The sequence below is a fragment of the Myxococcales bacterium genome (genome assembly GCA_012517325.1).
Taxonomy (GTDB): domain Bacteria; phylum Lernaellota; class Lernaellaia; order Lernaellales; family Lernaellaceae; genus JAAYVF01.
This window is the reverse complement of the sequence record JAAYVF010000108.1, coordinates 1-14,407: the sequence shown is the minus strand read 5'-3', so window position 1 is coordinate 14,407 and position 14,407 is coordinate 1. Positions and strand designations below refer to the sequence as shown.

At 58.9% G+C, this 14,407-nt stretch carries 11 protein-coding genes; 3 read left to right on the top strand and 8 right to left on the bottom strand.

Annotation, left to right across the window (positions count from 1 at the left end):
- Positions 1-283: 283 nt before the first annotated feature.
- Genes GX444_18685 through GX444_18670 form a run of 4 tightly spaced genes read right to left on the bottom strand, consistent with a single transcriptional unit; the run spans position 284 to position 5,628 of the window.
- On the bottom strand, positions 284-1,663 hold the full coding sequence (locus tag GX444_18685) for a hypothetical protein (protein ID NLH50607.1): 1,380 nt from the start codon (positions 1,661-1,663) through the stop codon (positions 284-286).
- A 60-nt stretch (positions 1,664-1,723) separates the two neighbouring features.
- Positions 1,724-2,497 carry an outer membrane lipoprotein-sorting protein gene (locus GX444_18680; protein ID NLH50606.1) on the bottom strand — a complete coding sequence of 258 codons (774 nt, stop codon included), beginning with the start codon at positions 2,495-2,497 and terminating at the stop codon, positions 1,724-1,726.
- Between the two features lie 4 nt (positions 2,498-2,501).
- A complete protein-coding gene (locus tag GX444_18675; protein NLH50605.1) occupies positions 2,502-5,183 on the bottom strand; it encodes an RND family transporter in 2,682 nt (893 codons plus the stop codon).
- A 10-nt stretch (positions 5,184-5,193) separates the two neighbouring features.
- Complete coding sequence (locus tag GX444_18670; GenBank protein NLH50604.1) at positions 5,194-5,628, bottom strand: MarR family transcriptional regulator; 435 nt, start codon at positions 5,626-5,628, stop codon at positions 5,194-5,196.
- Between the two features lie 202 nt (positions 5,629-5,830).
- Between GX444_18670 and GX444_18665 the strand changes: the two genes are divergently transcribed.
- The gene (locus GX444_18665; GenBank protein NLH50603.1) at positions 5,831-7,522 is read left to right on the top strand and encodes a hypothetical protein; all 1,692 of its coding nucleotides are present in this window, start codon (positions 5,831-5,833) and stop codon (positions 7,520-7,522) included.
- 498 nt (positions 7,523-8,020) lie between these two features.
- Here the strand turns inward: GX444_18665 and hflK (GX444_18660) are convergent, their stop codons facing one another.
- The 4 genes from hflK (GX444_18660) to GX444_18645 form a co-directional block, all read right to left on the bottom strand.
- Positions 8,021-9,064, bottom strand: coding sequence for an FtsH protease activity modulator HflK (gene hflK / locus GX444_18660; GenBank protein NLH50602.1), 1,044 nt, complete (start codon positions 9,062-9,064; stop codon positions 8,021-8,023).
- Positions 9,061-9,942: a protease modulator HflC gene (gene hflC / locus GX444_18655; protein ID NLH50601.1), complete on the bottom strand. Its 882-nt coding sequence runs from the start codon at positions 9,940-9,942 to the stop codon at positions 9,061-9,063. The genes hflK (GX444_18660) and hflC overlap by 4 nt, the downstream gene beginning before the upstream one ends.
- A complete protein-coding gene (hflK, locus tag GX444_18650; GenBank protein NLH50600.1) occupies positions 9,939-11,729 on the bottom strand; it encodes an FtsH protease activity modulator HflK in 1,791 nt (596 codons plus the stop codon). The genes hflC and hflK (GX444_18650) overlap by 4 nt, the downstream gene beginning before the upstream one ends.
- Before the next feature lie 84 nt (positions 11,730-11,813).
- Entirely contained in the window at positions 11,814-12,101 is a 288-nt protein-coding gene (locus tag GX444_18645) for a hypothetical protein (GenBank protein ID NLH50599.1), read from the bottom strand.
- Positions 12,102-12,461: 360 nt separating this feature from the next.
- On the opposite strand from GX444_18645, the gene GX444_18640 reads away from it, so the two are divergent.
- Together GX444_18640 and GX444_18635 are read left to right on the top strand one after the other, a co-directional pair.
- Complete coding sequence (locus GX444_18640) at positions 12,462-13,367, top strand: hypothetical protein (GenBank protein NLH50598.1); 906 nt, start codon at positions 12,462-12,464, stop codon at positions 13,365-13,367.
- Positions 13,368-13,657: 290 nt separating this feature from the next.
- The coding region (locus tag GX444_18635; protein NLH50597.1) for a hypothetical protein at positions 13,658-14,407 on the top strand (750 nt) is incomplete at its 3' end.

Here is a 14,407-nt window from a genome sequence, read left to right as displayed (position 1 = left end):
TCCGCGCGTGTAAATCAATCCCCAAATAGGTTACGATAGCCATGGGACTGTCCTCCTGTTGGGTAAGGTTGTGAATCACCCAATGATGCCGCTTGTCTAACAGACATGCATCGGGGGTCAGTCCTTTCCATTATCTGAGGAACGAAGTGTCTCGAAGGGCACGGATCAATTTCCACACCCTTCGCGACGACCAAGGGCCTCCTCGGCTGCGGTAAAAAAACCGTGTCCCTGAGGAACGAATTATCTCGAAGGGCACGGATGCAAAGAAGATCCGCGGCGGAAATCAGAATGCGTAGCGGAAATAGGTGTAGCCGAAATCGTTGTCGTCGAATTCGCCGAACAGCGTTTCCGGATCGCCGCCGAACAGCCGCGCTCCCACCTCGCCGCGAAAATCGACCGTGAAGTTGTAGGCGACGTAGGGCTTGGCGTACCAATCGTTGTGATACACGTTGTACGCGCCGTCGCAACCCGCCTCGAGATCGTCGTTCAGCCAGTGGGTCTGCAACTTGCCGGTGACCATGCCTTCGTATTGCTGGTAAATGATGTCGTCGGGGTAATCGAGTATCTGCTGGTGGACGTATTGCAGGTTGAGGTAAATCATCGTGCCGGAGCGCCAATCGAAACCGCCGACCACCGAAAAGCTCGGCGCCTCGGTCAGCCACTTGTTGCCGACCAGCCCCTGAATCGCCTGATAGCCCTGCAACACATTGTCCACTTGCAGCAGGCTTTCGTCGATCGCGGTGTTGTAGCGCTTCGGCGTGTAATAGGCGCCCTCGGTCCGGAAGCCGAAGCTGCCGGCCGTGACCGCGGCGCCGCCGCCGGCGGCCTGGTAGCGCTGGTACTTTTCGGCGACGCGCAGCGGCTTCTGGCCGGCGAGAAAGGCCGTGGCGTCGGCGTTGATGGCGATGTCGTAGATCGGCATGGTGTCGTAGCCGTCGAAGTACATCGCGGTGAAATCGACCGGCCCGACGGTGCCGCGAAAGCGCGTCGCCAGGTTGGCGTTGCCGACGCGCAGATCAGGCCGTTGATCGGCCTGATAGTCGACGTAATCGGGGAAGGCGCCGATCAAATCGTCGATGAGCGCCAGCTGCCAGGGCTGCCATTGGCTGTCGCTGGCCGGAAAGCGGTTGGGCTCGAAGGCCGGCACGACGACCGTCTGCCAGTTGAAATTGCCGTAGGACAGGGTGACGTTAGCGCTGTACACGCCGATTTTCCGCTGCGCCTTGTCGAAGGTGAACATCCAACGCAGATCGTCCGGATTGAGCAGGTCGGTCGGGTTGTACTCGTCGGCCAGGCCCCAGACGTAAATGATTTTACCGACCTCGAAGGAAACGTATTCGGAGTAAAAGCCGCCGTAGGCTTCGCGCAGCCGCCATTCCAGATCGTTCGTGTCGGCGAAAATGCCGGTGGGATCGTGCCGGAAGTCCAGGTCGGCGTAGAGGCGGCCCATGCGGTTTTCATCGGCGGCGCGCAGGATGAAATCCGCGGTGGTCAGCAGCATGGTCACGTCCCAGTCGTAATCCTCCGGCATGCTTTCCTGCAGCAGCCGGACGCGCGCCTGGTTGGAGACGGAACCGGAGACGTTGAATTCGGCGCGAACCGGCGCGGCGGCGCCGAGCAACAGCAGAGATCCGAAGAGGGCGATCCAAACGGTGCGGCGCATCGACGGCTCCTTGGCGAAGGGCGGGGCGCCGCGACGGCGCCCCGCCCGCGAAAGATGAAATCAATAGCTCTCGAGGTACTGTTGGGTGAAGAACCGATCGGGAATGTCGACGTTGTATTCGCGCTTCTCGATCTGCACCTCGGTCATCGCCTTGCCCTTGTCCTGGGTCACGACCTGGACGTTGGTGATGGTCCAGAAGCCGCTGATCTGCTCGGCCTTCTTGTTGTTGATCGTTTTAATCAACGCGCCCTTCTTGTCGTACAATTCCATCTTCAGGGCAACGAAGTTCGTGGTGTTGATCCACGACCGGGTTTTGCTGTAGGCCGAATTGACGCCCGGTTTCGGTTTCGATTCGACCAGGTAGCACTGGACGCCGTCGAGCATCACCTGCTGCAGCAACTCGTGATTGAACTTTTCGGCCGTTTGCGTCGCCATGTCTTCCATCCACAGGTCGGAACCCATGAATTCGTCGCTCTTGTTCGAGGCGGCGAGCTGGCGGGCCTTTTTCTGCGAGGGCAAAAAGAGCCATTGCAGGTCGTCGGCGGTTTTGCGTTCGAACGACAGCAGGCCGGTGCCTTTGGCGTCGGCCGGTTCGAGGAAGCGGATGATCTTCTTCGAGCCTTCCGGGTATTGTTTTTCGTGCGAGGTGAACCGGTAGGTGCGCGTCTGCCCCTTCTTGTTGGTGACGATCATCTTGTAGGTGGTCACCTTGGTGGGCGAACGATCCAGTTCGAGCGACTTTTTCGCGATTTCCAAGGCCGTCAACGCCCAGCCGGAACCGATCCAGGCGGCGATGATCAGCGCGACAAGCGGCGCCAAGAGGCGAGATTTCATGGTTCTACTCCTTCCCGTTGTCAGATGATTCGTCGTTTTTCGACACTTTGCGAATGAACCGCGGCCGCAGCCAGAGAAGCAGCAGCGGCAAAACCGTCAAGGCGATCAGACTGGAAGTGAACATCGTCAACCCGGTCAGGAAGCCCAGGCGGATGATCGGGTTGAAGTTGCTGAACATCAGCACGAAGAAGCCGCACGCGACCGCCGTCGCGTTGAAGACGATGGCCTTGCCGCTGGTCAAATGGGTCAGCCGGACGGCTTTCTTGGCGTTCTCTCCCGCGATCCGTTCCAGCCGGTAGCGGTTGATGTAGTGGATGGCGTAGTCGATACCCATGCCGACCGCGCCCGCCGAAACCAGCGCGGTGCCGACGTCCAGCGGGATCTTTAACATGCCCATGATCGCGAAATTGCCGAGCACCGCCAGAATGGTGGGCATGACGGAGAGCGCGCCGCCGACGAGGCTGCTGAAAATGATCGCCGCCAGGAAAAAGACCACGATGACGGAGAAGAGAATCGAGCGCATCTGGCTGGTGACGATCAACCGATCGACCCGGTAACGCAGATAGTTTTCGCCCGAGAAACGATATTTCGCACCGATCTCGGTCGGCGCCTGATTGAGCAAACCCAGTTGAATGCCGAGCCATTCCCAGATGGGCGGGCGAGGCGCGGGATGCCCTTTCATTCCCGGCCAGTTGACGGCAAACCAGTCGTCGACGACCGCCTTCACCCGGCCCATCGTTTCGGTCTGGCCGGAAAGCAGCTTGAACGCCACGCGCACGCGTTGGAAGTCGAAGTCGATGACGGTGTCCAGGGCGTCGCTCTTCTGCGAGAAGAGGAACAGACAGTCGGCGACGCCTTGCTTGGAGTCGGGAATGCGATATTCGGCCGGATCGTTGAAACGCAAAGCCATCCACATTTTCTTGACGTAGTCGTTCACCGACATCGTTTTACCCACCAGGCCCGGGAACGACTGCTCGACTTGCGCCGTCAGCGCATCGAGCTTGCGCAGGTTCTCCGGCTCTTTCCAGAAATCCTTCTCGCCCCCGTCGATGGTCACGTAAAAAATGTTGGTGCCGCCGAAATTCTCGCGCAGGTAGGTGTCGACCTGGCGGATTTCGCTGTCCTTCAGGAAGTATTCCACCAGGTTGCTGGTCACGCGCAACTGGCTGGCCAGCGCGAAGCAGATCGCGATCGTCGCCAGGGAGAGGGCCAACATCGTCTTGCGCCGTTGAATGACGAAATTTGCCAGCCAGGTCAGCGCCCGTCCCAGCGGACCCTTGGCCAGGGTTTCCTCGCGTTCCAGTTCGGGCGCGGCCGTGGCCTTTTCCTTGCCGACCTTCACCAGGACCGCCGGCACCAAGGTCAGGCTGATCAACAGGCAGGCGAAGGTGCCGAAGCTGGAAAAATAGCCGAAGTCCTTGATCGGCAGCACACTGCTGGTCGTCAGCGAGAAGAAGCCGCCAACGGTCGTCAGGCCGGCCATGACCACGGCCATGCCGACCTCGGCCATGGATTCGACGATCGCCTCGTGACGGCCCTTGCCGGCGTGCCGCGTCGCCAGGTAGCTGTGGATGATGTGAATGGTGTAAGCGCTGCCGATCGCCGTCATCAGCGTCGGTATCGCGCTGGTGATGATCGTCAGCGGCTTGTGGGCGATGACGGTCATGCCGACGGTCCAGATCGTGCCCAGGACGACCGTGATGAACGGCAGAATCACGCCCAGCGGGTTGCGGAAGCTGAGGATCAAGACGACGAGAATGACGCCCATGACGAAGGGAATCAGCAACCGCAGGTCTTTTTGCAGATAACGGCCCAACCAGACGCTGATCATCGGCATGCCGCCGACCTGATATTCCAAACCGTCGCCGGGTTTGCCGATTTCGGCCATTTTTTGATCGATCGCGGCTTGCAGGGCCTCCGTGTATTCGATGGAAACGCCTTCCGGCATGAAGGCGTAAATGGCCGTCGAGGCGACCAGGCCGGTTTTCGGGTCGGGCGGGCTGATGACGTTGTTCTGGTAGAGCGACCACGACTTCATCCGTTCACGGGCGTGGTCCGCTTCTTCCTGCGTTTGCGGCGGGGTTTCCCAGAGGTCCTCCACCATCAGCATGTGTTCGGGCTCCGCGCCGGGCTGGGCGGGCGGCAGCTCTTTGTCGTAGATGACCTTCATCGTCGCCAGGCTGACGACGTCGTTGAGGGTGATTTTTTTCTTGTCTTTGCACAACCAGATCTTGGTGTAACCGTCCAACTCGATGGGCGCGGTGGACTTTTGAACCCGCTCAATCATTTCGGGAGTGCATTTTTGGTTGTACTGCCGCTCGCCGACGACCTTGGAGACGTCCTCGTTTTTCACCCACATGGCGTATTCGAAGGGCGCTTCGATCTCCAGGTTTTCCAGCCAGGTGGTCAGTTCCTGGGTTTTTTGCAAGGCCGCCGGGTTGAAAATGTCTTTGTAGGGGCCCTTGGGATCGGCCGAAATGCCGATGATGGCCACGAACTCGCCGCCGAAGGTCTCGAGGGAGCGATAATATTGCTGCTTGTCGATGTGCGTCTCCGGCAGGAATTCCTTCACGTCGTTGTCGATGCGCACGTGTTTGAGCTGCAACGCGAAGAAAACGCTGACGGCCAGGATGAAGACGATGGTCAACCAGGGCCATTTGATGACGATCTTGGTCAGGGTTCCCATTTACTTTCTCTCATTCTCTGGTGGAGACGGTGACTCGTTCCAACAGGTTCACCAAATCTTTTTGTTCGTTTCGTTCCAACCGCTTTAACAAGCGTTCGGCGTATTCGTGCAAAAATTGTTGATGGTTGGCCTGCAACTGCCGGCCCAGGTCGGTCAGGGACACCAGCACCAGCCGGCGGTCCTCGGCGGATAGCAAACGCTGCAACACGCCGCGCCGCACCAGCCGGTCGACGATGCCGGTCATCGTGTTGGGCAGCGAGCCGCAGGCCTTGGCCAGGCCGCTCATCGAAAACGGGCCGCGGGTGCCGACGGTGTCGACGACGATGGATTCCGGGGCGGAAAGCATTTTCAGCGTCACGTCCTGCGAGCGGCGCAACAATCCTTCGTCGAGCAAGGCTTGCAGACAGCGGTAGAAGCGATCGGGCAAGGCCTTCGAATCCGGCATTTCTTTCATACCTCGAATATTTCGGCAAATGAAGCGTACGGACGGTAACGCACTGCGGCATGAAAGTCAAACGCCTTGGTTGATCTTCTTATCAGGAATCATTATTGATTTGACAGCGCTCTGGCGATCAGTACAATACGCGCTTCGGAGATCAGCGATCTCCCGCCGTTCTTTCGATCAAATACCTGAAAGGAATGCCTTGATGAAGCTCGCGCGACCCCTGGTGATGTTGATAGCCCTCCTGCTGCTGCTCGGAATGTCCGGCCTGGCCCATGCGTTCGACTACGACGCGGCCGCCTCACTCGAAAAAATCGAAGCCGATCAATCCGCCCGCAATATCTCGTTGGACGAAGCCGCCCTCTACACGGCCGAAGCCCTGATGGATCCGGCGCAACTGCCGGCCCGTTACCACGTCGCCGGCCGGAACCTCGCGAAGGAATCCGGCGTGGCGCCGGCGGCTCCCTTCTGCGGCACTCCGGCGATGCTGCGCCTGCACGAGCTGTTGGATCAGGTTTCACCGGCGACCCGCGAACGGATCGAAAAAATGCTGCTGCCCGGCAAACCGCGCGGTGAGGCCGACGCGGCGAAAAGCGGGCTCGCCGACAATCCCAACGGCGTGGCTTTGCCGAACGTTTACTACACCGATCGCTTCGCCATCCGGTGGGGCGACGATTACAACGCCGACATGGGCATGATCGAGTTCTGGGGCGACATCCTCGAAAACGAGGTCTGGGCGACGGAAGTGGTGAGCTGGGACTATCCCAACGTCTACCTGACCGACCAGTACTACATCGACATGTACGTGGGCAACAGCGGCGACGGCGCGCCGACCATCGGTTTCTCGGGCGCGTACACGACCATCTACGAGGGTTCCTACCAGCCGTACATCGTGTTTTATCCCGATCTGCTTTACAGCGAGGAAGTGACCCAGGAAGTCAGCGCGCACGAGTTCTTCCACACGATTCAATTCACGCTCGGCATGACCGGCGTCAACTACTACATCTTCGATTACGACGGCACCTGGTTCGTCGAGGGATCGGCCACCTGGGCCGAAAGCATCGTCTATCCGACCGACAGCTACATCTATTACATCTACGACTGGGCCGATAATCCCTCGCAGGCGCTGACCGGCGACAGCGGCTACGCGCCGTACGCGCGGGTCATCTGGACGCGCTACCTGTACGAAAAGATCGACGGCCTCGAAACGTTGCACAACATCTGGACTTCCTCGCGCGGCACCTCCTGCCTGTTCGGCAACGCCGGCTACCTGGCCAGCATCGACAAGGCCTGGGACGAAACGTTCTTCGATTTCGCCGCCCGGGTGCTGGTTCAGGATTTCCAGGACGGCGACCGTTTCCCGTCCTTCGATTCGTTCCGCACGGTTTCGACGTTCCCCTATTCGCAGGATTCGGTGGACGCCAGCAGCCGGCCGCACATCAACAGCCTGCACAACCTGCTGGTGCGCCCGGGCGACGCCGCCTCGCCGAAGCTGAATATCCGCTTCAAGGGCGAAGACATCACCTTGAGCGGCGTCGAGTGGATCCTGGCCGCGATTAAAATTCCGGCCGGCGGCGGCGAACCGGTGGTCGAGTTGCTCAAACCCGGCAAAGGCGCGAAGTCCGACTTCACCGTCACGGGACTGGGCACCGATTACGACAAGATTTACTTGGTGGTCACGCCGCTGAGTAACACCGAGGACAACAACAACGCCAACTGGGATTATCTGTTGCAGATGACCCGCGGCGACGATCCGTTCCCGGCCGGCGACGATGACGACACGGCGGACGACGACACCGTCGGCAACCCCGATGACGACAACGCCGACGACGACGCCTTCGGCGACGACGACAGCGGCGACGACGACGACGATGATGACAGCGGCTGCGGCTGCTGATCGTTTGAACTGAAACCGACGAACGACGCCCCCCGTCGCGGACCGCTGAACGGTCGGACGGGGGGCTCAATTTTAAGCGCCGGAGCCTCGAATTTCTGAGACCACAGCAGCGGTCGCCCACGCGCCGTGCCCCTCCGATTTTTCCTAAAGACTTGAATTTGCTCGGCAAAACAAAGTTGCGGGTCTTTTTGGCACCGTCCATGCATTCATACGGCGCGGACGCTTCCCGACTGAAGCGTTACCGGGTTGAAAGGATGCGGTGGCGGTAAAACCATGAACGAACAACCGAACATTCTCGATCGGGCGAAACGGCCGGAACGGCTCGGCAAAGCCGCTTCTCCGGCGAGGATGAGCCACCTTCTTTCAGCCGTCCGTCTGGATATTCCGAGCCGAGGAAGGCTCCCCCAACTTTCCTCACCCATCTAGAATCCGACAGGGCAGAAACGCTCCTGTGATCTCCATGGCCCCTCGGGGCCTTTTTTTATGGCGAAAGCCGGGTCATCTGCCCTCGTTTTTCAGTAATTCGTCCATGAAGAGTGTCACCTTGGTCGATTTTTCTCCCGCTTTCGTTCCGAGAAAATACTTCTTCATCCGCGGGAAGACCTGGCTCATCGTTTCCAGGTAAAGGCGTTTGCGGGTTTCCGCCGGACTCTTGTGGTATTCGACGAACAGATGGTTGAACCGTTCCGCGTCGCCGGTGGCATGGTTGGTCGCTTCCAGTTGATAGGCCTCGGCGGAGGCCACGGTGCGTTCGGCTTCGCCCCTCGCTTGCGGCAGGGCCTCGTTCATGGCCCCTTCGGCCTCGTGAATCATTCGCGCCGCGTCGCCGCGGGCGCTGAAGACGTCCTTGAAGGCGTTTTCCACTTCCCGCGGCGGGACGAGATCGCGCAGGTCCACCGCGACGACGGCGATACCGGCGCCGATTTCGTCCAGGCGGGTCTGAATCGCCCGCCGGATGTTATTGATGATGGCCACCTTGCCGCTCGTCAGCGCGTCATCGACCGAGGTCGCTCCGAGTTCCGCCATGAACGCGGCTTCGGTCACGTTGCGGAGCAGCGCTTCGATGTCGCTGACGGCGGTCAGATAGGCGATCGGATCGGAAATGGAATATTGCAGAATCAGGCGGCCGTGGATGATGTTTTCGTCGCCGGTCAGATATTCCGATTGCTCGTCGGAAGCCAGGGCCGGGTAGAAATTTTCGCTTTTCACCGCGACCTCTTCCATCGCGCCGTAGATTTCCTGGCGTGATTTTTCCAAGGTTTTGAAGTCGCCGTCGGCTTTAGGCGCGACGGGAAAGCCGATCGGCATGCTTTTTACCTCGGTCGTGCGCGGGCGGACGAGGCTTTCCAACGGGTAGGGCAGATGATAGTGAATACCCGGTTTCATGATGATCGGTAGGACGCGGCCGAAACGCCGGACCACTCCCGCTTCGTCGGCCTTGACGATATACAAGCCGGATACCAGCCAGAGCAACACACAGATCATGAGTACCGTGCGCGCCGTTTTGCGGACGGAAAGGGACCGGACCGTCGTTTCGTTCATTTGCCTTCTCCATTTTCCAGGAGTTTCAGCAATTGCGCGTCTGACGATAAAACCAGGGTGGTTTGTTCGTCCAGGAACTTGGTATACGAATCCAGCGTACGCAGGAATTTGTAGAAATCCGGATCCCGGCGATAGGCGGCGGCGTAAATCCGCGCGGCGGCGGCGTCGCCCTCGCCCTTGATCGCCTCGGCCTTGCTATACGCTTCCGAGAGCAATTGCGCGACCTCTTTTTCGGTTTCGGCCTTGATCGCCTGGGCCTTTTCCTGGCCTTCGGCGCGGTATTGCTTGGCGATGCGGTCCCGCTCCGAGCGCATGCGGTTGTAAACGGAATCCTTATTCTGTTCCGGGAAATTCAGGCGCATCAGGGTTACCGCGGCGATTTGAATTCCGTAATTCGCCCGCGCCTTGTCCGCGCAATTCGCGGAAACCTTGTCCATGACCTCGCCGATTTTCACCGTGGACGGGTCGACGGAAAGGATGGCCGACAAAGGCAAAGTGCCCAAGGCGCTGCCCAGTTCAGAATTGGCCATGTCGCCCAAGCGGACCTCCGCGCCGTTGCGGTCCTTCACGGTCTGTAAAAATTTCCGGGCATCGGCGATCCGCCAGGCGATGAAGGATTCGACCACGATGTTTTTCTTGTCCTGGGTCAGAAACTCGGACGGCCGGACGTTGTAGATCGAAAGCCGTTTGTCGAACCGGAGCAGGGTGTGTATCGGCGCCGGCGCTTTCAGGTGCAGGCCTGGATGGTCGATGACCCGAATCGGGTTGCCGAATTGGCTGACGATCACCAGTTCCGTTTCATCGACGATGAACAAGGCGCTAGACAACAGCAGCAAAACGACCGCCACGGGAAGGGCGGACCACAGTCGACGTTTCATTCTCCCATTCCTCCTTCCGGCGTTTCCTTCGGTTGCTTGCCGGCGGGTTTGGTGGGTTGTCGGTTCGCGAAAATGCGCAAGTCGAGCGTGCCGGGGGCCAGCGTCGGGCTGATAATGAACTTGCGCTTGCCCCCCAGTGATTTTTCCATTCGATCGGCATACAGGCGAAAGGAGGTCAGATCGCGCGCGGCGGCCGCGCCGGCGGCCAGCGAGGCGAAGTGCGCGGCTTCGCCGGTCGCGCGGGCCGCCTTCGAATCACGGTAGGCCTCGGCCTGCACGATGGACGACGAAGCGTTCGCCCGCGCCAGGGGAACGTTCTGATTACGCTCGGCGTGGGCTTGATTGACGATCAGCGCCATGTCTTCCTTGGCGCTGGCCACCTCGCGAAACGCATCGACGACCTCGACGGGCGGATGTACATCCTGCAATTCGACCGCGATGATCCTCGCGCCGGAGCCGAAGCGGTCCAGCATTTCCTGCAACGACCGGAATGTCCGGTCCGCCAATTCCTTGCGGGAGCCGGTGAGAATGGCGTCGATCGGCGTCACGGCGACGATCGAGCGCAACACGGTTTCGGTGGTGGCCAGCAGCAGGGTGTCGAGATTGGCGAAGCCGAAGGTGAAAGCGAACGGATTCGCAACGTCGTAATGAACCACGACGTTGAGATCCAGAAGATTTTCATCGCCGGTCAGCATAATCGCCTCGGCGATCTTTTTTTCATAATTGCCGGCCTTGTGATAGCTTTGCCACTCGTAAGAAGAGCGATTCGCCCGGACCTCGCCGCCAAGCAGCGGACGGGATCGAAAACCCAACTCGATCCGGCGGATCAGCGAGGTATCGACCTTATATACCCGGCCGACCGGCCACGGCGGCGCGTAGTGGATGCCCGGCGCGGCCGGCCGTGGGAGGGCACGGCCGAAGATCGTCACCAACGCGGTTTGTTGCGGCGCGACGAAAAACAGGCCGGAAAGCCCGTAGGTGAGCAATAACAGCAGCCAGGCGAGTCGGGTCAGCGGTTTCCGGTGAATTTTCAGCCATTGCCCCAGAATCACCCGCAGCGGTCGCTCGTCGATCCAGCCGCACCGTGCCGCGCCGCGATGAATCCACCGGCTCGCTCCGGCCACCCATTGGTGGTTCAGCGGGTTGAAGGCTGAGCGCGAAAAGCCTTCGCGCCGGATGACGCCGCGGATGGCGGCGACGGCGATTTCCAGGCCGACCTCGGCGACAAAGAGCACGACCAGCAATGCCGCGATCCCGTCGAGCCGCAAGCCGATCATTTGACCCAACAAGCCGACGATCACCACCACCGTGGTATAAAAATCCATGATCGAATGACTGCCATCGGCGCGCAGGCTCAAGGAATCCTCGCGGGCGCCGACCATGGATTTGTACTGGCCGATCAGCCAGGAAATGGCGGCGCAGACCACGGCGCCGACCAGGGCGATCGGCACGTGTCGGAGCCCTTCCTCCGCCGGCGGCTGAAAACTCTTCGCGACCAGGACGTAGGCGGCCGCGAAGATCAGGGCTGAAATCGCCAGGGCGATCAGGTTCTCGAGCACCGCCGCCAGCCGCGACTGTTTTTTTCCGATCCAGACGCCGACCAGCACCAGGATCGACACGATGATGTCCGATAGTGAATGCCAGGCGTCGGCCACCAGGGCCAGGCTGCCGGAGAGGGTGGCCAGGCCGTATTTGATCAAAACCAGCAGAATGTTCGCGCCGACCGACAGCACGGCGGCATTCCGGACTTTACGGCTTCGCGCGACGATGTTTTCCTCGCTCGCCATTTCGATCGCTTCCTTCCGACTCAGAGAGCGAAAATTCAGGGAAGAACCCCGACGTTCGGATCGCGGACAACGGTGCGGATGGAATCAGACGAGCGGCGGACCCCGCGGGTTGCCGAGCCGGGAAAAGTCGTCGGGATCGACGGCGAAGCAGACCGGTTGCAGAACCGATAAAAAGCGCGGAAAGAGGGAAAAAGTGGGACAGATCGCCAGGAACAGCACGAATCCCAGCAGCATCTGGCAGACGGGACAACTCGGATCGAACCGGCGCCCGAGGTCGGAATAATGGTTGTGCGTAAACACCAGACTGAGGGCGAGCAAAACGGCCGCGATCAGGAAAACGGCCGTGATAATCCTGGCGTTTTTATTCCACATCGATGAAAGCATGTTGCACGGACGGGCGGTTTGTCAATCCAAGAATTCGTATCCGCACATCGGCGATCGCGCGCAACCGCAATTCTTGTCGCCGCTGTGACAGCATGATGGGTGCCGTCATTGTCGGTCGCCTCGGCGAATGAAACCGCCCAGGTCACGGTTTCCTTGCCTCTGGAATCGATGCGGCCGGAACGGACAGAGTACAGAAACGCTTCGGTGATCTCCATGGCCCCTCGGGGCCTTTTTTTATGCCTAATTATTGAAAATTTGTGGATCGCGAGCCGTTGTTTTCATTCGAGTATCTTTTCTTTACCTAGTTCATCGGTTAGCCTAGCGGCCGGATTTACGGTTCCGAGGGACATGAAACGATACAAAACCATCGGCCTGGTGCTGGGGGGCGTGGCGCTACTGTTGGTCGCCATCGACGGACTGCTGCGCCTGCTGAGCGCCGGCGTGCCGCCGGGAACGCTGTGCCCGGACGGTTCGCCCAACGGGGCCTTCCGCTACGAGCCGCGCAACCAATACCTGGAAACCAGCCCCGACGACGAGTCGAACTACGTCGTCTGTTTCGGGGACGGCTGGACCTTCGGCCTGGGCGTCGAGCGGAAGGAGGCCTGGCCGGCCGTGCTCGAACAACTGCTGCAACGTCACGATCCGAATCTGCGGGTCGTCAACTCCGCCGCGGTCGGCGAGACGAGCACGGATGTCGCCAAGATTTTCAAGCGGCAACTCGTGCGCTACCGGTCGCGGCAGGCGGTGGTGATGATCGGCGCGACGGACGCGACGCCGCAGGACTTGCTCGAAAAGTATCCGCCGGGCGACCCGTTCAAGGCGGGGTTCTGCCGGCCGCCGCGCTGGCGGTTGGGCCACGTGCTGGCGCGCCGGCTGGCAGGCTACAGACTGCGGCTGTACCCGCCCGATCCGCCGGACGACCAGTCGTCGCGCGACCGCCGGATCGGCATCACCCAGGCGCAGATGAATTTCATGAAAATCGCCGGCGCGGCGCAGGAACTCGGCGCACGGTTGATTTTCGTCACCTATCCGAAATTGTCGGCGGTGCAGCCCGGCGATCCGCATCTGCCGCTGGAAAGCCGCTACAACTTCCTGGTCGCCGGCGCGGTGACCGTTTGCGACGGGGCGATCTGCGACCTGGAAAAACGTTGGGGCGACAAGACCGGCGACTATCTGCTGAGCTGGATGCTCTGGCCGCATCCCAACGCGAAGGGCCACGCCGACATCGCCAAGGCCGTGGCGGGGTTGTTGTAACGGCGACTCGTTTTTTCCCCTGATTTATCTCCGCATTCCGGTGAAGATCCTTGGCCGGCGATTTTTTCTCTTTTAAACGAGTTTTTTCGCAGAGCGACCGATTTTTATTTTCTGCCCCTCAAGGCCCGCAACGGAGAAGATAAGTCATTGGAAAAAATGGAAACTATGGCGACAATAATGATACAAAATGATACAAATTTGCGATTAAATATTCTTGACATTTTTTTTTGAAGGTGTATGTTAATACAAATGGTTTTTAATTTGTTGATGGGAAAAAGGAGAAATGACCCATGAAAACGGTTTGTTATCAAGTTCTAGTTGCGGTGGTTGCTTTGTTATTCTGTAATTATGGTTCTGACGCGATTGCCGGATCGTTGTCCATGTATTATAATGACGACTATGCAAGCAGTGTGAATTGTCCTAATGATTCTCTTGGATCGTACAGCACACTTTATACCTATGATGATGAAATGGTGGAACATGGGCATGATATTAATTACACTCTGCATGATCCTTCATTTTTCCATAATATCGTGACGGATCCAGATCTCGTAAGCTATGGATTGGATTATTATTTCGCGGAAATCGATGACTTTGTTTTCGTTACTGGACATGGGACGAAGTGTAGTTACGATGGTGTTAACCAAATCTGTTTGAGGGTTATCAATTCTTACAATGGAATTGATGGGGCAACGACATGCAAGATCTATCCTCGTTATGAGATGGTTCTTGGTGAGAATGCCGGTGACGACATTGAATTTCTACATTTGACCAATTGCCACAGCATGTCGGGAGACGACAATCGTTGGAGCAACACTTGGCGGCCGGTTTTTCATGGAATCCATGAAATTCTTGGGTTCCATGGTGCTGGAGCGGATGGTTATGGATTGCGAGACCTGTTTAAAAATTTCGCCCACGACGCCCAATCGAGCCCGGTCGCGATGGAATGGGTGGATAATTTATGGTATGATGATTATTGGGCTGAACTTGAATGCAATGAAGACGAAACGGTATGCATGTGGGTGTACCAGGATCTTTGC

Bases quoted from the DNA above. Each gene is read 5' to 3' on its own strand.
- GX444_18685 (NLH50607.1), bottom strand. From the start codon at position 1,663: ATGCGCCGCACCGTTTGGATCGCCCTCTTCGGATCTCTGCTGTTGCTC.
- GX444_18680 (NLH50606.1), bottom strand. From the start codon at position 2,497: ATGAAATCTCGCCTCTTGGCGCCGCTTGTCGCGCTGATCATCGCCGCC.
- GX444_18675 (NLH50605.1), bottom strand. From the start codon at position 5,183: ATGGGAACCCTGACCAAGATCGTCATCAAATGGCCCTGGTTGACCATC.
- GX444_18670 (NLH50604.1), bottom strand. From the start codon at position 5,628: ATGCCGGATTCGAAGGCCTTGCCCGATCGCTTCTACCGCTGTCTGCAA.
- GX444_18665 (NLH50603.1), top strand. From the start codon at position 5,831: ATGAAGCTCGCGCGACCCCTGGTGATGTTGATAGCCCTCCTGCTGCTG.
- hflK (NLH50602.1), bottom strand. From the start codon at position 9,064: ATGAACGAAACGACGGTCCGGTCCCTTTCCGTCCGCAAAACGGCGCGC.
- hflC (NLH50601.1), bottom strand. From the start codon at position 9,942: ATGAAACGTCGACTGTGGTCCGCCCTTCCCGTGGCGGTCGTTTTGCTG.
- hflK (NLH50600.1), bottom strand. From the start codon at position 11,729: ATGGCGAGCGAGGAAAACATCGTCGCGCGAAGCCGTAAAGTCCGGAAT.
- GX444_18645 (NLH50599.1), bottom strand. From the start codon at position 12,101: ATGTGGAATAAAAACGCCAGGATTATCACGGCCGTTTTCCTGATCGCG.
- GX444_18640 (NLH50598.1), top strand. From the start codon at position 12,462: ATGAAACGATACAAAACCATCGGCCTGGTGCTGGGGGGCGTGGCGCTA.